Annotated in this window: 18 protein-coding genes; 11 read left to right on the plus strand and 7 right to left on the minus strand. The window is 31.8% G+C overall.

Annotated features, from left to right (window positions below; all coding sequences use genetic code 11):
* Window position 1 precedes the first annotated feature (1 nt).
* Window positions 2-3019, minus strand: a complete 3018-nt coding sequence (locus F598_RS0107115; protein ID WP_019038345.1) for a SusC/RagA family TonB-linked outer membrane protein — start codon at window positions 3017-3019, stop codon at window positions 2-4.
* A 708-nt stretch (window positions 3020-3727) separates the two neighbouring features.
* Between F598_RS0107115 and F598_RS0107120 the strand changes: the two genes are divergently transcribed.
* Entirely contained in the window at window positions 3728-3985 is a 258-nt protein-coding gene (locus F598_RS0107120; protein WP_019038346.1) for a helix-turn-helix domain-containing protein, read from the plus strand.
* Here F598_RS0107120 and F598_RS0107125 read toward each other — a convergent pair.
* Both F598_RS0107125 and F598_RS0107130 read right to left on the minus strand, forming a co-directional pair.
* Window positions 3982-4209 (minus strand): hypothetical protein, encoded by a 228-nt coding sequence (locus tag F598_RS0107125; protein WP_019038347.1) that lies wholly within the window; start codon window positions 4207-4209, stop codon window positions 3982-3984. The two genes, F598_RS0107120 and F598_RS0107125, sit on opposite strands and share 4 nt — an antisense overlap.
* A gap of 5 nt (window positions 4210-4214) precedes the next feature.
* A complete protein-coding gene (locus F598_RS0107130) occupies window positions 4215-4631 on the minus strand; it encodes a hypothetical protein (RefSeq protein ID WP_019038348.1) in 417 nt (138 codons plus the stop codon).
* Between the two features lie 386 nt (window positions 4632-5017).
* Here F598_RS0107130 and F598_RS0107135 point away from each other — a divergent pair, with 386 nt between their 5' ends.
* The 4 genes from F598_RS0107135 to F598_RS0107150 all read left to right on the plus strand — a co-directional run bounded on the left by F598_RS0107135 (window position 5018) and on the right by F598_RS0107150 (window position 8968).
* A complete protein-coding gene (locus F598_RS0107135; protein ID WP_019038349.1) occupies window positions 5018-6046 on the plus strand; it encodes a nucleoid-associated protein in 1029 nt (342 codons plus the stop codon).
* A complete protein-coding gene (locus tag F598_RS0107140; protein ID WP_019038350.1) occupies window positions 6046-7569 on the plus strand; it encodes a hypothetical protein in 1524 nt (507 codons plus the stop codon). The genes F598_RS0107135 and F598_RS0107140 overlap by 1 nt, the downstream gene beginning before the upstream one ends.
* 46 nt (window positions 7570-7615) lie before the next feature.
* Window positions 7616-8176, plus strand: coding sequence for a hypothetical protein (locus tag F598_RS0107145; protein ID WP_157594973.1), 561 nt, complete (start codon window positions 7616-7618; stop codon window positions 8174-8176).
* Between the two features lie 249 nt (window positions 8177-8425).
* The gene (locus F598_RS0107150) at window positions 8426-8968 is read left to right on the plus strand and encodes a hypothetical protein (protein WP_019038352.1); all 543 of its coding nucleotides are present in this window, start codon (window positions 8426-8428) and stop codon (window positions 8966-8968) included.
* Between the two features lie 135 nt (window positions 8969-9103).
* Here F598_RS0107150 and F598_RS15715 read toward each other — a convergent pair whose 3' ends face one another.
* Window positions 9104-9226, minus strand: a complete 123-nt coding sequence (locus tag F598_RS15715; protein WP_281163566.1) for a hypothetical protein — start codon at window positions 9224-9226, stop codon at window positions 9104-9106.
* A gap of 140 nt (window positions 9227-9366) precedes the next feature.
* Here F598_RS15715 and F598_RS0107160 point away from each other — a divergent pair, with 140 nt between their 5' ends.
* A complete protein-coding gene (locus tag F598_RS0107160; RefSeq protein WP_019038354.1) occupies window positions 9367-10692 on the plus strand; it encodes a hypothetical protein in 1326 nt (441 codons plus the stop codon).
* Between the two features lie 145 nt (window positions 10693-10837).
* Here F598_RS0107160 and F598_RS0107165 read toward each other — a convergent pair whose 3' ends face one another.
* From F598_RS0107165 to F598_RS0107175, 3 genes are read right to left on the minus strand one after another with little or no spacing between them, the layout of a single operon-like run.
* Window positions 10838-12694: a DUF2075 domain-containing protein gene (locus F598_RS0107165; protein WP_019038355.1), complete on the minus strand. Its 1857-nt coding sequence runs from the start codon at window positions 12692-12694 to the stop codon at window positions 10838-10840.
* 22 nt (window positions 12695-12716) lie between these two features.
* Window positions 12717-13322, minus strand: a complete 606-nt coding sequence (locus tag F598_RS14925) for a nucleotide pyrophosphohydrolase (protein WP_019038356.1) — start codon at window positions 13320-13322, stop codon at window positions 12717-12719.
* A 10-nt stretch (window positions 13323-13332) separates the two neighbouring features.
* The gene (locus F598_RS0107175; RefSeq protein ID WP_019038357.1) at window positions 13333-15273 is read right to left on the minus strand and encodes a tetratricopeptide repeat protein; all 1941 of its coding nucleotides are present in this window, start codon (window positions 15271-15273) and stop codon (window positions 13333-13335) included.
* A gap of 273 nt (window positions 15274-15546) precedes the next feature.
* Here F598_RS0107175 and F598_RS0107180 point away from each other — a divergent pair, with 273 nt between their 5' ends.
* The 5 genes from F598_RS0107180 to F598_RS0107200 all read left to right on the plus strand — a co-directional run bounded on the left by F598_RS0107180 (window position 15547) and on the right by F598_RS0107200 (window position 19104).
* On the plus strand, window positions 15547-16452 hold the full coding sequence (locus tag F598_RS0107180; RefSeq protein WP_019038358.1) for a hypothetical protein: 906 nt from the start codon (window positions 15547-15549) through the stop codon (window positions 16450-16452).
* Window positions 16453-16757: 305 nt separating this feature from the next.
* Window positions 16758-17192: a hypothetical protein gene (locus F598_RS0107185; protein ID WP_019038359.1), complete on the plus strand. Its 435-nt coding sequence runs from the start codon at window positions 16758-16760 to the stop codon at window positions 17190-17192.
* A 7-nt stretch (window positions 17193-17199) separates the two neighbouring features.
* A complete protein-coding gene (locus F598_RS0107190) occupies window positions 17200-17565 on the plus strand; it encodes a hypothetical protein (protein ID WP_157594974.1) in 366 nt (121 codons plus the stop codon).
* A gap of 227 nt (window positions 17566-17792) precedes the next feature.
* Complete coding sequence (locus F598_RS0107195) at window positions 17793-18350, plus strand: DUF1572 family protein (RefSeq protein ID WP_019038361.1); 558 nt, start codon at window positions 17793-17795, stop codon at window positions 18348-18350.
* A 178-nt stretch (window positions 18351-18528) separates the two neighbouring features.
* Window positions 18529-19104 carry a Panacea domain-containing protein gene (locus F598_RS0107200; RefSeq protein ID WP_019038362.1) on the plus strand — a complete coding sequence of 192 codons (576 nt, stop codon included), beginning with the start codon at window positions 18529-18531 and terminating at the stop codon, window positions 19102-19104.
* Window position 19105: the final 1 nt, after the last annotated feature.

The raw sequence follows: 19105 nt of genomic DNA on the forward strand, positions 1-19105 counted from the left end.
TTTAAAAATTAATTTCTAATCCTGCCGTTATTGTTCTTAGTTCAGGCAACTGACTACTTCCAGGAGATTGTGGATCTAAACCTTGATAATCTGTAAACGTGAAGAGATTCTGTCCAGTAACTATGATTCGTGAGGAGCGAATTAAAGAAGGTAGAAGCGGAAGTTGGTAACTTAAAGCCAGTGTTCGCAGCCTCACAAAAGAAGCATCTGTAACTAGGAAATTACTATTTAATGCATCGTTATAAGCAAAATTAGAAGACAGCAATTGTGAAGCTCTTTGTGTCACATTAGTGTCTCCTGGATTTCGCCAACGGTTATCAAAATCACTTTGCAAAACGTTTGACATTCTCCCTGGTGCTTGTCTAAACAACCGTGGTCCATCTTGCCCCACAAATTCTAAAAGAAATGACAGGCTCAAATTTTTGTAATTGATTTGATTTTGTAATCCTGCAAAGTATTGACGGCCAACATCAACGGTAACCACCCTGTCTTCAAAATTTAAAGTACCGTCCTGATTAGCGTCTTCTACCCTAAATAAACCCGTTTCTGGATCAACCCCATTAAATCTATAAAGTCTAAGTATATTAAGTGGTTGTCCTACTTCATAAATGTTGGCGTAGGGGGAATCTTCAATTCCTGGATAGGCAACAAGCTTATTTCTAGGAAGGGTTAAGTTGAAGTTTGTTTGCCAACGCCAGTTGGACGATTGGAGGCTAATCAAAGTACCTTCAATTTCCCAACCTGTGTTTTCCACAGTTGCTGGTAAATTGGCTTGTACTGAATTGAATCCAGTTAGCGCTGGAAGACTAAAGCCAACTAATTGATTGGACGATCTGTTCCTAAACCAACTCACTTGAAATCGAATCCTGTCTTCTAAAAAGCCCAGTTCAATTCCAGCTTCCAATTTTTTATTAGTCTCCCAGGAATAATCTGGGTTAACCAGTTGGGTAGGGAATAAACCTCCAGGAGCAGGGGTGGGTGAGTAGGTGTCTAAGTAGCCGTAATCTTGAATCTGATCGTTACCAGTAATCCCATAACTTCCTCTCAATTTTCCAAAACTTAACCAGGATAAGTTTTTAAAAACATCTTCCTCAGAAAATATCCAAGCCGCACCTATAGCTCCAAAATTGGCAAATTGTTTACCAGGTCCAAAACGCGAGGAGCCATCCCGCCGTCCTGTAAAATTAAGTAGATAGCGCTCCTTGAGATTAAGACCTATTCTTCCAAAAATAGCATTGTATCTGTATAGGATTTCTTGATTGTTGGAGACAAATACAGACCCTGCCGCCGCTAGATTACCTACCAATTGTTCATTGGAATAGCCCACTCCGCTTGCCCTTAAATTTTTGGATCTCTGTTCCTGGAAAGTGGCGCCTACTAAACCATCAATTTGTAAATTTCCTATCTCCGTACGATAGTCTATTTGAGGTTCAATGATCCAAGAGTTTCTATTGGTCAGCGAATGACTGGATCTGGCTTGTGCATTATCCCTAAACGAAGGATCTAAGGCTTCCACTGGATTTTTTACCAATTCTTCATTGTTTAATGCGGTATAGCCTGCATTGACTTTAACCAATAATCCATTGATGACTTCAAAACTTAATCCGAGGTTGCTTATTAATTGTTGAGTTTTAGCATTACTTCGATTTAAGGTCACAGCCAGTGGATTGGTCCAGGTGGAATCCTCCCAGTTTAAACTACCGTCATCGTTATATAAAGCTGGGGCATTGGGTGGAAGTAATAAGGCGTTACTTACAAAATTTGTACTGTTAAACTGATCATTCACATCAACACCATAGTTAACTGAGATCCTTGCTTTAAACCGATCGTCATCTGTTCTATGATTTAGAGACAAACCTGAGGACCACTTTTCATAGCCAAAGTCGCCAGGGAAAACAGTCCCTGTTTTGAAATACCCATTAGACATTTGGAAGGAAGTATTTTTACTTCCTCCAGAAAGCATCACATTGGCATTGGTGGTTTCTGCGGTACCACCAAAGATGGTTTCTTGCCAATCTGTATAGCGGTCTCTGTCCCAAAGGAGAAGGTCTTCTGCTCTTACAGGTGTTGGTTCTCTATCATCATTGGCAAAGGCTTCTTCTCTCAACTGTATGTAATCTTGGGTGTTGAGAAGGTTTAAACGGCTTTCAACATCACTTACCCCAGTATACACCCTGGCACTAACTTTAGTTTTTTGATTATAATTCTCACCATCCTTGGTCGTGATTAGAATGACCCCATTGGCTCCTCGAGATCCATAAATAGCAGTAGCATCGGCATCTTTAAGGATTTCTATGCTTTGAATGTTAGAAAGATTTAATGTACTTAAGGGGTCGAGACCAGTGGTTGTAGAAGTAGTTAATCCACTAAAACTATTGAGTGGACTGGAGTCTATAGGCACCCCATCTATGATATACAGGGGTAAGTTTCCATTGTTTTCAAAACCAGTTCTTAAACTGCTTTGACCTCGGATTTGTATTTGAGAGGCTGCACCTGGGATCCCCGTTCTTTGTACTACAGAAACCCCAGCCATTCGGCCTGCTAAAGCATCTATGGGACTTACCACGGGCTGCAATTCTATATCTTCTGCAGTAACCCTAGATATATTCCCTGTACTGTTACGCTTGGTGGTGTTGTAATACCCAGCATTGATTTTAACTTCTTCAAGGGCAGCAACATCTTCTTCTAGCTGTACGTTGATTTCTCGTTGGCCATTGATTTCTCGAGCAACCGTTTTAAACCCAACATAGGAGAATACCAAAGTGCCATTGGATGGTGCTGTAATGCTATATCTACCATCTTGATTGGTCACCGTACCCTGTGTTGTATTTTTTAAGGACACCGTTACACCAGGTATGGGGAGTCCATTTGGATCTTCTACTACACCAGTGATTTCGTTTTGTTGAAAGGGCAGGGGAGTAGTTCTGGATTCTGCATGTGCAGATAGTGATAGGAAGAAAAATAGTCCTCCCATATAAATGAGCGCCACCCGTTGGAGGCGCGAATACTTATTTTTCATAATTTTACGTGAGTTTTTAAATGAAACCTAGTTTTATTTAAGCCCAGGCCTTCCCCGCTAGACTGCAATCCTAGGGGAAGGCTTTTTGGCTTAATACCTTTTTTTAAAAAGGGCTAATTCAAATTTTCTTACATAGACAAACATTTAGATCATTAAACAATAGTCTCTGTGATGAGACTTTAGTTCCTATTGTAAAAGTGCCCAGAGTCTCAAGGAGACCCCACCCAAGACTGTTACTAATAATAGGGAATGTAACAGCGCCCCACGGGATTATTGGTTTGGTTTTCCTGTTCCCGCAAACAGGTTGAGGTTAGACAAATTATAGCAGTTTCTTCATTTTCCTTTTATGAAAATTGAAGCTGCAAGCGAGACTTTTATAAATTTTAGAAGAGAGCCTTGAAAATGCAAGTGAGGATAGACGCAAAAAAGGGCGTGAGAACTCAACTTACCGCATTGGGGTACTGGTATACCATGCAACAATAAGCAAGCTCACGCCCGGGTCGTGAGCATCCTAGCTTATCATCTCGTTGCAAAAAATTACCAGTTTTCAATGCGAGATTCAAAGCGAATGCTTCTAATATTTTACTTTAAGAAGTTTCGCAAATATATTAATGTATGGTAAATATATAAAATAATTGATTTGTAGCTCATAAAGACTACAGTTTTTTTGTTAAAGTTTTTGAGATTGCTATTTAATAGGGATACAAAATGGATACTTCAAAATTAAATAAGCTATATCTTAAAAGATTCGGAGAAAATGTACGTAAACGAAGAATTGAATTGAACCTTAGTTATAGACAACTTGCTCAACAATGTGATGTAGATTTTAGTGCTATATCGAAGATAGAGAAAGGTTTAAAAAGCTTTGAATTTTCTACGATTATCGAACTTGCTAAAGGACTAGAAATTCATCCACGTGACTTATTAGACTTTGATATAGAATCAGATGATTTTATTAAAAATTAAAGTTTTGAATAGATCTCTAGTTTATAACCATCTACAAAAACTATTTTATTTAGAATTTTATTGTTTTTAAAGTCGTACTCAACCTCCACAAAGAATTTTTCTAAGGCATAAAGAGCAAACCTAGATTTAGGTTCTAATCTGTAAATAATGAATTCACCTTTTGTAAATAGCATTTTATATTGATCTTCATTTTTTAATAATTTGTATTCTTTTAAAGTCATCATGGTAATTAGATCTTGTTTTTATTTAAGGTTAAGCCAAATAACTTAAGGTATTCAGAGTAATCAAACCACCTTGAAGATTTCCTATTATCACTATTGTGTTTCTCCCATATCTCCATCTTTACTTTTCCGTTTTCATAAATCAAATAGACACTATCGTTTGAAAATTGTAGTAGGAAATCATTTTTTTCTTCTTCACTAAATAAACGAAAAACGTGTTTTTTGAATTTTGACATAAATCTCGTTTTATCAATTGAGGGTTTATTTATGTACAGAGATGTATAGTCTCCAGAATCACCTTTAATAATTAATTCATAGAACTCTTGATGTTCCAACAGCTGAGCACCTTCAATTTTTCCAATTATGTTTTGAGATTGAGTTAGGTTTATAAAAATTAAGATGATATTAACTAAAGCGTATTTCATGACAATTATTAAATATTGAAATCCTTTAGGATCATAATTTATCTAATTTACAAAATGAAATAATTTGTTTTAAATTTTAGCATAATTAATTATTCCTTATATTTATGCTTTTCCGTTATTTGATTCAATTTTACAATATAATTCGCTAATCAGTTAAACATTTGATGTAAAGTTGTAATTTTATAAATATATAATTAATTAGAAGCAACCTTCAAAGAAATTCTTAAATCAAATAGTTGTTATTAAATATCAACAATAACGATTTAAATATCTGATTAAAATAATTTTACTAATATATATCATACAATCTTGAAACGATATTACAGCCAAAAATAGTAAACGGATAAATTTAGTAAGAACTAATTAATACTAACCAAAATTAAAATATGGAAATTGACAAAATTGAGATATCAAAAGTTGATATTGAAAATAATCAGGTCGAAAAAATTGATTCAACACTTTACGGCGATGAGTTAGTAAACTACCTAGAAGAGTTATTTCAAATTGTAATTGACGGAGGTAGTGGAAGAAAATTTGAATTTGAGAGAAAAACAACAGAGGTTAGAGCTCAAATCACTAAGATTAATAATCAAGAAGATTTTACCGAAATAACTGATGTAATAGCGCAAAGACTACTAAATAGTGAAAGTGATGCTCAAGAACGAATGGATGCATTGGGAATAATTATATTAAAAGGAATAGTTGTCCAAGCATTAATTATTGATGAAGATCAAGAAAAATTCATAATCTGTAAGGCTGATCATAATGATTTCTTGGATGAAGTAAATTATGAGTTAACAAGAGGTCTTCCTATTAAGAAAAAAGCTTTTAAAGCATTTGTCTGTGAACTAAATGAAGAAGACAATATTAATGATGTTCTGGTATACGATACAAATCCTAAAGATACTAAATATTGGTGGGCAGATTTCTTAGAATTGGAAAAGGTCTTTACAGACGAATATAATACAGAAAAGGCTTTTAATGCGATAGATAAATCTGTTTTTAATGGAATTAAAAAGAAACATCCACAGGATTATACATATTTACGGAATAGTACGGTAAGATATTTTCGGTCTAATGATAGGTTTGAAATGAATGATTTTTTAGACAACGGAATTGGAAATTATGAACCTTATGATAATGAATTAAATATAAACGAAGTAAAAGATAAAATAAGAGAATTACCAACAAAAAAAAGATCTCCTTTTGACAACCAATTTAACATAATTAAAGAAAAGGTTACAGCCAGATTTAAAAGTACAGTAATACTTACAGAACAAATTGATCTACAAATAAAACAAGATATTCCTGAAGATGTAATTTTCGCTCACGAAGATCCAGATGGTACTAAATATGTGAAAATCCGCTCTGAAAAAGGATACAAATTTTTCATAAAAGATAATGAAGAAAATTAATGAGTATAATTGGTTTTATAAATAGAATTTTTCCTGATGCAATAAAATCGAAAGATTTTGAGAACGATGAACGCTTTGAAATATCATATAAATCAAAAACTTTTGAGCCTCAAAATATAGAGTTAATTGAGGAAAGCTTCAATTTTTTAAGTAATGATGATTCTTTATTATTGACAGTAATTTTTGGGAATTCTGAACCGGTAATTTTGAATTCCCAAAATGTAGACTTTAATAAATTTATTGAAGAATTAGAAGGTGAATTTGAATTTCAAGATGAAGAAGAAATTAAAATTATTATTTTAATAAATAAAAATAATGACCAAGGAGTTATTAATATTTATGATTTTGCCGCCTTTAAAAGAGAATTGATAAAATTAAATTTTGAACAATTTCTAAACGTATTCGATAGAGCATTTAAGAATAATGAAAACATCATTTTTAGGGTTCATAATTTAGAGTTAGAATTTTATTCTTCGACAATTTTTTTTGTTCCATTCAGAGAGATTAAACATGAAAAACTTATAAAAAAAAATGATCGATTTTTACACATCAAAAAGCTGAACACTGTAAGTAATTTTGATTCTAGCGATAAATATGAGCTTTCTCCAATAGACTTTGAGTTATCAAAAGAAAACTCTAAACATATAGACATTTGTGAGATCTTCAAACTATATGCATTAGTTTTATCAGTTATTTATCTTTTTGATATAAGTTCAGTTTCAGGCAATATCTTAGAATATAAACTGAATGGATATAAATCTTTCAAAGGAAAAATTGATATTTCTAAACTTAAAAACTCCAAATTAAACTCATATTTACCGATATTTAAGTGGGTTTTTAAAGGAGGAAGCCTAACCGATAAAATTGGATTATCAAGAAATATTATTTCTCTTCATTTTGAGGATAAAGATCAAATTTATTTAACAGGAAATCCTTATTTGTCAGTCCAATCCAGTTTTAAATTATATGAAAAAGATAATATAAAGCAATACATTGAATTAAGAAATAAAATTTCAGAACAATTAATTGATTTTAATAATAGAGCAAGCAAAATTGTGGAGAATTTTGCAAATGGATTTCAAAAAAGTTCACTAGCTCTATTAAGTTTTTATATTTCGACGATCGTAATTAGAGTTTTAAGCAAAGGAGATTTCTTTAATGTTTTCACATTAGACGCAATGATTTTATCAATTGCATTTTTAACAGGTTCTTTAATTTATTATTTTGTTTCGAGATGGGAGATAAAAAGTCAAAGAACAAGATTTGTCAAAAGTTATCAAAATTTGAAAAATCGGTATCAAGATTTATTAAATGAAGATGATATAAATAGAATTTTAAATAATGATTCAGATTATCAAGATGATCTCGACTTTATTGATAATAAAAGAAAAAATTATAGTCGTATGTGGCTGATTATTTTGAGTATACTTTTTATAACCTCAGTGATACTCCATTTTATTTATAATACACATAACTTCTCAAATACTGAATTATACCAAATAATTTATAAAATTTTCAGATAAATTTTACGAAAATATGGTTATCCTGTAGTTGGAATTAATTAAAAAAATGAGTTCAATATTTAAATCGCATCCTATACCGAATGGAAATAGTTGGACCATTACATCTAAGCTTGGACATATTTTAAGAACGGCCGAAGAAAAGTATGGTGAAAGGGATAAGTCATATACAATACTAGGTGTGGAGTTTACGACCAATGGAAATCCACAAATTTGGTATCCTGACGACTGTAAACATGTTGTTATTCAGATTACAGAAAATTGCATAAATGACATTAACCGTGCTGTATTTCAAGTTGCTCATGAATCGATTCATTGCTTGTGTCCGACAGGAAGTCAAAACGCAAATGTGTTAGAAGAAGGATTGGCAAATTTATTTTCTATAATTTACTGTCGAGAAAATGGACATGGAAACAATTGGACATCCAACGCACAGAGCTACACAAACGCCAGTAACTTAGTAGAAAAACTCCTAAGTATCGATGCAGATATAATAAAAAAGCTAAGGGCAATTGAACCGACACTATCAAAAGTAGATAAAGATTTGATGATTAGAGTCAATCCAGATATTACTTCAGAATTGGCTGATAAATTGACCAAAAAATTTTAAAAAGAACAATTAATGCTAACATCTGTAACCTTTACATAGCCCTTCTAAGGCTTTTTTAAGTTGTTTGGATTGAGGTTTTGGGAGATGAATGACTCTAAGTTTTAGTTTTTCAGTTTATGCTCTCTTGTTATTGAATCGTATTATATTTAAAGATGCGTTTTTGCATAGATAGTTGAGTTAAATGTCTATTTTTACGGAGATGTGAGAGTTAGTGGTAATTCTTACATATCAAAATAGACTACTAGAATTATGGCTGAATTTTATCACGTATCTAGGACTAATTTGGCAGACATTAATAAGTTTGAATTACAACATTTTAGCGGACACATTGAAACAGAAGGGTTTTATTCTGCCCAAGAATTTAGAGAATATAAGTCCAAGAACTTTCCAGATGGAATTTCAAAACACGGAGAAATGCATTTACATAAACCATATAAATCAATTGGACAACGATTAGAATTTACTCTAAACGAATTGACTCTTGAAACTACATTTGAACTTGTAAGAAAATTGAAATTCCCAGAAAGAAAATCTAGATTTGAAATTACATTTGGTTGCCTGACAGTCGATGACGCATTAAAATTGAAGACTAATACTTTTGGTAACATTGGAGACATTTATAAAGTGAGGTGTCATAAATATTCTGTAGCCGATATGAATCTTGTTAGACAGGCGGGCTGCATTATTGGATTGCAAGTTGTTGCGGAAAAGTATTGGGGAGGACAATCATCGCCATTCCCATTTTGGGAAGTTTTAATGGAAAATCCTGTAACAATTCTGGAAAAGATTTAATTATAAAAAAATAATACTGCACCAATTAATAAACTTTTGTGTGGTTGGAACAGCCTGTTTCGACTCATCGGAAACCGAACATGAATTCCCTGTTGAGGGCCTATCCCGATATCTTCATCGGGGGATCTGGAGCCACTAGGGTCGGCCTGGTTTTCTTGAAATATTATCTAGGGGTAAAATGGTGATTTTGTCTGGATTGTAGGCTTGGTTAACTTGTAGAAATCCTCTAAACAATGAGTTGTTTTTATCCCTTTTCATGGCTTTTGTAGTTTTGCCTAAGTTGGGTTTATGCTTTTGCGTTATTTGGCTAATTTTATAAAAAGATGTGGTTTTGGTGTGGGTATTTGTTATGAACTTGTATTTTTAGGGATGTATAATGAGTTGGGAATAAATTTAAAATGAAGTTTCAGGAAAATATAAAAAGTTGGAAAAAATTCCCAAATGTAGACACTTTAGGCTGCTATCATTGTCTTGGAAACTACATACAACTGAATGAGTTTGAGGACGAAACTGAATTTAAAAAGGCAGTATCAAATCCGAGCGCAGATAAAAATAGATTCAGCACCTATTTGCATGAACATCAACATTATATTGACCAAGTAAGTACATATTGGGGAATATTAAATATTTATAGAATATTTAGAGCCTTTAACACTTCAATTCTAGGTAATGAACACGATTTTCATCATTATAGAAATTTAATACTTAACCTTCAAAGGGATTACTTTTTAGAATATTACACCGAACAATACAGTTTAGTTGAAGGTAGTTATGCTGATCCGTGGAAATTTCAATTGACTGTTGGAATTCGTTTTAATTTTGAAGGAAAAGTTAATGAGGATAAACCAATCCATTTTATAACTTTTAGTTCAAGTGATGGACAAAAAATAAGTAGAGTTCCAATAAGTGTCGTATCACTTCTAGAAACAACAGCAACGTATATCGAATATAGGTTTCTACTTGATGAAGCTTTAAAATTAGAATCACCTTATAAGGAATTACAATTAAAGGCACTATCTGCTAAAATTGAGAAGAAGCTTTATCATCCAAAATTAACTTTATACTCAGCCGCTGTTCATCTAACGTCCGTTTTTTTAAAAATCAACGACCCAATTTTAGGATATAAAATTTCATCTGTTTTTGCCAAAATAGCTCTGAATATACCTGAGTCTTTATTTGATGATGTTTTAATTCCTAAAGATTTATCCAAAGATGAAGTTTGGTTAAATCGCTCAAAGAAATTTATGAACAATTTTGACAGAGGCTTTTTGTTCTATTTACTTATTAGAAATTATTCTGAGACTCTCGGAGAGGTTAAAGGTTTAGAAATAGATATTGAGAAAATCTTATCTGCTTCACATTTACCAAATGAAGAAATAATTGAGAAGCTAATTTTTGAAGAAGTTACCAAACTAGATGTTGAGATATTAATGGAAAGAAATTGTTTCAATAGACAGATTATAGATAGAGTGTTTTTCGGAAATAAATTTCGGAAATCAACAGGCCTTGGACAACAAAGAATTCAAGAAGATTTATCAGAATTTATTAGAGATAAACCCCATTTAATTTTTGCATCAACTCTATTTGATTATGAGAATTTAGAGTTAAAACCTATTGTAGACAAAGTTATTAAACAACAGGAAATATCAAGAGAAGAATGGTTCAGACTCTACACATACTGTGAGAAAAGAATTGATGGGTTTAATGAAATTTGCGGTATATAAAACTTTGCACAATAACTAAGCCTTCGACGCGCCGATAGGCCAGCCTTCGATAAACTCAGCAGAGCCCGCTGAAGACACTGTTGAGGGGCTGCTCCAATATGTTCATCGGGGATCCATAGCTAGAAGGTTGGCCTGGTTTTTTAATTTAAGAGGACTGTTCTTTAAAATAATCCCTTGTTTCTTGATCCTTACAATAGATATAACAGCCTTTCATTCCTCTAGTCATTAGAGTTCTGTAGGTGTTTTTGATAATCTCTTTTAAAAGGGATTTCCAATATTCTGGATCTTTTTTTATACCGCTTTTCCAACCAAATACGGTTCGGTCACCTTTATCTCTTTTAGCGGGTTGAACTAATACCTCTCCATTTCTTACAATAAGATCTTCTCCTATAATTACTCCTATGTAGTCAAGTTCAAGACCCTGAGCAGTATGAATGCATCCTATTTCTGTAACTGATTCCTCTTCTATGACCCACTTTCCCCCATAGTCTGTCATATTCCACTTCATATTAAATCCAAATTCTTCTTCTTTAAAATCAAAAACATCAGGATTTTTTTTACTGTCCCAAGGCCAGCAATAGCCAGCAACTAACCTTGCTTTATTATTTACTTTATTCTTTTTGAAGATTTCTTGCTGAAGAGCTAATGGATCATCAAAAACTCTAAAGTCGTATTCATAGTCCAGGCTTTTTAAATCAAAATTTGCAGTATCTCTAATTTGAAGAACATTGTCCAGCCAAGCGAGGTATCCATCAGAGCCATTACATCTAAATTGTGATTCAAGCTTAAGTTTTGTAATGCCAATATTTCTTTCTTCAGCAAACTTCTCTATCAAATAGGATTCACCGTAATCATCTACAGAAACACGTTGATTTTCATCAATAAAGAATACTGATGACAAAGCAGTTTCAATAATTTCAATGATTTGGTTATGACCTCTTTTTAAAAAGCCAGTTCGTTCTGTTAGGCGATGAGCCTCATCCACTATAAGTGTATTTATTGCATTTTTTGGAGCATTTATAAATGTACCTGAGCCAACGAACAAGTTTTTAAGTTCGACCTTCTTTTTAGTTCCTGATAGTTTCTCAAAATAGACATCTCTAGGTGCTGACGTTTTGGTCACATATTGGGACATTTTACCCCTTCTGTTCAATTCTACCAACAAATTAATAGCTACAACAGACTTACCAGTCCCTGGACCACCTTCTACAATCAGAACGTTTTTATGTTTTTCATTTGACTTAATACCTAAATCAAGAGCTGTTTCGTAAACTACTTTTTGGTCATCAATCATTACAAACTCTTGATTTCCCTTTATCATGTTTTTTAGGCTATCAGCAAGACTTTTAGTAGGTTTAATTTTACCGTTGTCAATGCGAAACATAATATTAGAGTGATCGCCTTCCTTTATAAAACGTTTGATGAATTCCCTTAGTTTTATTGCATCAGGTTGAAGAAAAATAGGCGCTTTCTCTATGTAATAGCTATAAAAATCACTGGTGATATTTGAGTCCGGTTCGTAGTTATGAAGATAAGCACAGGGATATAAATTTATATGTTCTTCGTCTACTGTCGCGTTAAAGGATTGTAATAAAGCAGCATAAGACCAAGCCTGATAGGAGGGATGACTTGTTTCTGTAATTCCATGCTGAAATCTTGTTTTGACAATCCCATCTTTTAAAGTGGCTTCAGCTTCTTGCCATTGCTTTAATTCAATAATAATAACGTTTTCTTTTCCATCGGAGGTACCTGATACTATAAAATCGACTCTTTTTGATGTTTGTGGTAAATGATATTCAATAGAAATACCACAATCTTTAGGGATTTCATTGTCATAAAGTACCCTATCCATATATTGAAGTGAATTTTGAAAAGATCTAAGCTCGTTACTAGCTACTTTTTTACCAGTACGTTCCAATATATGTTTTGAAACGATATTATGTATGTTATTGGTTAAGACATCATTACTAAAATCCTCTTTAGTCTTATTGTAAACAAGCATAAGCTTTAGTTTTGGTTAGTGGTTACAATTTATCATATTTAGTACTGACCCCTTTAGATTTTGATATTGGATATTTTTTTGAATTCAACTCTATCTTTTCCAAAATAACTGATTCTAGGTCGATCTCTAAGTCTGTAACTAGATATAATAAAAAAGAAAAAATATCAGCTACTTCGTGATCAATTTGTTTTTTGTTCGCTGACGAAATCTCTTTCCAAAGAAAACATTCTAGCAATTCACTAGCCTCGATTGACAATGCCATAGCTAGGTCTTTTGGTTTATGAAATTGCTTCCAATCCCTTTCTTCTCTAAATGTTTCTAAAGCTTTAATGATAAGCTTCAAGGAAGAATTTATTCCCTTATACAACACAAGTCGAAGTGAAGCTTCCTTTTCGACTTTAGAAAGGCATAAGATCTCGTTTTCAAAAACAATAGCCTTATCTACACTGTTCAACTTTATCGACTTGTATCCATTTTCCTCTAGAAATTGATTTATTCTATTTTCAAGTTCCAAAATTGGAGTGATCTTATCTGTTGAAAATAATATATTAAAATTACCTTTTTCATCTAAAAAGCCGTCATAGGCTGAGGCTTCTTTATCATTTCTTGGGAAGTGAATACTTATCATGATTTGGTTTTTAAAGGGCTTTTTTTGCTAATTCATACTCCTCTTGAAAAGGCATACCGAGATCTGAAAGCATTTCGGGGATGCCGAGCGCCCAACTCACGTAGTAATAAGCTAAAGCTTGATAACCTGACATTTTCTTATTAATAGAAGGTACCTCGTAATTTCCTTTTGATGGATCTATCCCAGTCATTCCAAGCGTAGCAAATTCAAACGCTATTTTTTTAATGTCCTCTTTGGACCTAGAATTAAAAAAATCTAATGCACCAACCATATACATTACAACAGCAGTATTGATCTCATCACTACCATGTGACTCTATAAATTTTCTACGTTCTTCAACAATATAATCAGGTTCTTCACTTTCTACACCATATGGGTCCGAATTGACTTCATCGATTACATCTTCTGCAGTTTTTGACTTATTTGTATTTTCTTTCTTAAGCTCAAATAAACCATCTAAATCTAAGTCTTCAGCCCAATGTTTTAAAAGTTCATACTCTTCTGAAGGTTCTTTATCTTTCGAGTATTCAAGGTACTCATGATACAAATTTTCAGCTTGGTTTCTTTCAATTTTATTTGATTTGAATTCAGGAACTAAATCAATTCCGTAGAATTTTTTGTACCAAAGGGCATGGACCAAGTTTAATATTTTGGATTTAGAAACGATGGATTTCGGCATAATATTAACTACTTCCTTGTCTGTTGTCGCCTTAACTCCGTCTGATATAATTTTATACAATGAGAGTAACTGAACTGGCCTTGCTTTAGGATGATTTTTATAAATATTTTGCTCAATAAACAGGTCTATTGGTGTATTAAAAACCTGAGAATTCAAACCATTAAATAGAGATGTTATTAACTTTTTAATATTTTCTGAGGGTATTCCTTTCTTCGAAAGGCCTGCCCTGAAATTACTCAATTCCTTAAAAAACTTATCGAGGTGTGATTGATTTGAAGTAAAAAGAAAATTATTCTGAATTTTTCGAGCCTCAATAATAAACTCAAGGTGATATAACTCATGTAGCATCAAATGAGGAACAGTCAAATCTTTTTTCTTATAAAGTAACCTATGGTAATCCTTGTTTTTATACTCTGCGACTTCTAATTTAGCAAGAGTATCTATAGTGTTCGAAAGCTCAATTTTGATTTTTTTCTTCGACTTTTTTATCAAATCATCTTTTTGTTGATGAATATCAGATTCTACTTCAGGTAAATTATTTTTTGTCAGTTCTTTTGAAATTTCTATTGCCAACTGTTTCGCATTCTCATATACTTCTTCTTTGGGCTTTGAACATTTCAGAGCTGTTACAACCTTATCAAAGGCAAAATCCATTTCACCTTGATTGTAATATACTAATGCTAAACCATATAAAGCATTTGGGAATTTAGAATTCACTTTAATAGATTCTTCAAAAAAGCTCTTGGCCTCATCCAAATGATTCTGTTGAGCTAAAAGACTAGCTATATTAGATAAAGAAAGATAATCGTCTGGATCGTATTTTAAAGCAGTATTCCAATAGCTTAAGGCCGATTCTAACTCAGATCTTTCATGCTGTAAATTTCCCATTAAAATAAGCGCATATGTATTTTTGGGATTCAACTTTAAAGCTGAGATTAAAAAATTTTCTGCTTGTACGATATCACCAGTTTGAAAATAAATTTGAGCTAATATCCGATTAAGTTCAGAAGAGTGAGGATATTTTGTAAGTAGACTTTGAGCTTTTTGTAAAGCTTTATTTAAACTCCCTTTTTCACACAATCCTACTAGATTATTATGGACTTGATCTGGCATCAAGTTTATGTCATCTATATCAATTTCAGCTACACCATCGATTAAATTAAACTCAAAATCTTTATAGATTTTTTTTAATTCAGTTATCACATCCTCCTCCTGCTTATTTTTTAGGTTTAATATTTCAGTTAAAACTGATAAGTCAATCTTAATTTTCATCCTTGAGTTTTAGTGAGAAATACAAATGTAAAGGATTAAATGATTTTAATTTTTTAAAAATATTTTATTGTTACGAAAAGTAGAAAACTTGTTTAATGATCAAACCTTCTAATGAATTTGATTTATCATGTTCATTAGATATGTTTATCTCATAGATAGCTTAAAATGTGTAATTTTTTAGTTAAACCGTTATAAAATAAATATTTGTTGTAAATTGCTAGAAGATAGCTGACTAAGGCTTTTTTAAAATTTTTGAAATCTAATCTTTAATTTATGTCACATAATTTCTCCAGAAAATTTAAACTTCCAAACCAAGCTTATGAATTTCTAGATATCCCCACAAACGAAGAAGATATTTTAGCTTTTATTGACCCTTTCTTGATTGAAAAAAATAAATCTGATATTTTTATTAAAAAAGTTAGTCAAAGGCTTCAAGAATTTTTAAGAGAACTCAATAATTCTTATATTAAAATAAATGATTATAAAAATGGTATTCCATTTTTAAATCATCTGCATGAACCAAATGAATTCCACCTAGGTTATTCTTCATCTAATAAAGGAAAAGCAATTTCAAAATCAAAATCTGAAGAAATATTTTATGCACTAAGAGGTAACAGATTCGCCAGTCAAGCCTTTTCTATAACTAATGAAGCTCATAATGTATTATTACTTGTAAAGGGAATAGGACAAGATATTATGTCTGATATAATCTCAAATGTATGTAGAGATATTTTCTCAGAATTTACAGTTTCCATTTGCACAAAATATATGATTAGTAATGAATATTTGAAAAATGTTACTATAGAATATTATAATTCAAAAAGTAAAAAATGGGATACAAAAAAAGTAAAACTGCCATTTATTAATTCTAAGATAATATTGCTTCCAGCTGATATTTTATCTGGTAAGCGAGAATATTCGTCAAGATATAATTGGTTTATTTCTAAGAATTATCTTTCAAAAGAGGTCCTAGAAAACAAAAGACCCTCAAATAGTAAAATGGTTACTGAAATGAAGGATGGTACCAAAAAAGCAATAATAAAGGAAATTTATAATCAATATAGAAAACCGAAAGATGAATTGATTGAATTTGTATTACAATATCCTAATTCTCTAGATGAATTTATGGAATATGCAAAAGTTCATTATCCTAAATTGAATTTAGATAATTTAAAATAATAAATATACCTCATTCGGTAAATTGCAAAAAAAAACGGATGTTTTAAATATAAGTGTAATTTTAAAAATATAAAAAATATCCAACAAGTCATTGTACCAAATTCTAAAATTCACGAAAACCATTGCTATTAGTAACAAAATAGTTGAAATATGATAGATATTTTTTAGTGAAAATTTTTGATTTGCTTATTGATAAGACCAAAAAAGGGAAGCCTACATTTGATGTAAAAATGTACTTTTAGGGATATTTAGCGAGTTGTGTAACATTTGACTGAAGCGATAGAATTTAATTTAAAATAATATCAATGGCAATATTTGGTGCAGGTTCTAATTGGGAAGGAAAAGAGATTAAAGAAGATTTTTTTAATAACGAAAATTACGTGATTGGTTGGGACATAAGTGATGGGGAAGATTTATATAACCAGATATCAAGCATAAAAGTTGGGGATATTATTTATCTGAAAGCTAATAAACCAGGTTCTCTTGATTTGAGAGTGAAAGGAATAGGTATTGTAAAAAAATCACTTGTTAATCAACTGTTTGACAAAAGAGAGAATTTATCGATAAACAGAAGAAATTTTGAACTTCCAGTAAGATGGATTGTGAAAAATGAATTTCATATTAGCATACCCTCAAATACGGGAAAATTAACGAATGTAAGAGCAGCTACTTTGTATGAAGAATTTTTGCCATTCGTTCAAGTTGAAATTTTGGACAAACTTTTTAACGAAATTAAATAATAAGCAAATGACAAATTTTGAATTAATTGCATTAGGTATTTCTTTGATAGCAATATTTGTTGCTTTTTGGCAAGGTTTTCTTGCTAAATCACAATTGGAAGAAGCTAAAAGAACAAAAACAGAAACGGAAAAAGTATTAGATGAAATTAAAAGCAAAGTTCAACGGGTTGAAACTATTTCGGATGAAACAAGAAAAGATGTTAAAGAACAAATATCGAAGCTAATTGATAAACAAGATGAAAACTTTAAAGTTTTATTAAATGCACCGAAAGAAAGTAGTCAAAATGAAATGTTAATGACTTTCTTACCTAAATTAATGGAAAATCCAGAAATGATGGAAAGACTAATTGATATCGGAAATCGGCAGAAATAAAAACGTTACACAATATTTGTAACCTTCGCATAAGCCACTAAACTCTAAAAATGAGTCGTTTTAAGCTCTTTCCAGGGCTTTTATAGTTTTGATTGGGTTGGATTTAGACTTTTGCGTTATGTGGTTAATTTTACAAAAACATGGGTTTGTAGTGTAATCTATCCATGTAAACGTTTATTTTATACACAATAACTAGTTGGTGACAATCTATAAAATCAAAATTCTGAATGATAAATGAATATCAAAAAAGCATAAGAAAACAATTTGAATATTATAAATCTGTTGGAGAAAAAGCTTTTGACCAACTTGAAGAAAGGGATTTGTTTTGGCAATTAAACGAACAATCAAATTCTATCGCAATAATAATAAATCACCTTTGGGGAAATATGAAATCTCGTTGGACTGACTTTTTGACTTCAGACGGAGAAAAAGAATGGCGGAGTAGGGATTTGGAATTTGAATCAGTCATCAAAACCAAAGTTGAACTAATTGAAAAATGGAATGATGGATGGAAGTGTTTGTTTGAAGCATTGGACTCTATAACTAAAGATAATTTTGATACAAAAGTCTATATCAGAAATCAAGAGCACTCAATAATTGAGGCGGTAAACCGACAATTAGCCCACTACTCCTATCATATTGGTCAATTGGTATATATTGGAAGAATGATTAAAGGAAATGAGTGGGATGGCTTAACTATTCCAAAAGGCAATTCAGATGAATTTAATAGAGAAAAATTTTCAAAAGGTAAACATAAAGGACATTTTTCTGACGATTTAAAATGATAGAAAACTGGCTATGATTGAACGTAAATAGACTCTTTGGCTTAATTCAATGCTATTTAGCTATCTTTAGTCTACGGCAGAAAGAATCTTGCGGATCTCCGCTACGAAATCATATCCAGAGACTTTACTCTTCAAATGAACTTAATGTTTAATCAGAATTTTTTACTATTTTTGCAAAGTGGAAAAAGCAACTTACATAAGATTATCTAACACTCAAATAGATAAGGTAGGGAATGCTATTGTTTACTTGTCCAATAAAATTCCTAATTTATCCAAAACCAAAGCCTTAAAGCTTATCTATATTTTAGACGAGTTGTCTATCAAAAAGAGTGGGATCCCTTACTTTAATTTGAAGTATAAAGTTTGGAAATTCGGGCCAGTTTCTGAAGAAATCTTTATTGATCTATCATCAGAAACTACCTTGTTAAAAAAGTATATTGAAAGATCTTCTGATGAAGGTACAACTATAATAAGACCAATTTCTGATTTTAATGACGATGAATTCTCAGATAATGATATTGATTTATTAGATTTTGTTGTTGAACGATTCGGTCAACAAACAGCTAAAGAGTTAGTTTCTTATACACATAGGAAAACCTCGCCTTGGTACAACACTGCTCTGGAAAACTCCGTTTTACAATTATTAGAAAGCGAAGAGATAAATAATACTGAAATTCTCATTGACATGGGTTTATTAGTAAGTCACGATGATAGAAAAAAAATGGTTTATGATGATTATCAGGAATCACACTAGA

Source organism: Psychroflexus tropicus DSM 15496 (assembly GCF_000378765.1).
Lineage (GTDB): Bacteria > Bacteroidota > Bacteroidia > Flavobacteriales > Flavobacteriaceae > Psychroflexus > Psychroflexus tropicus.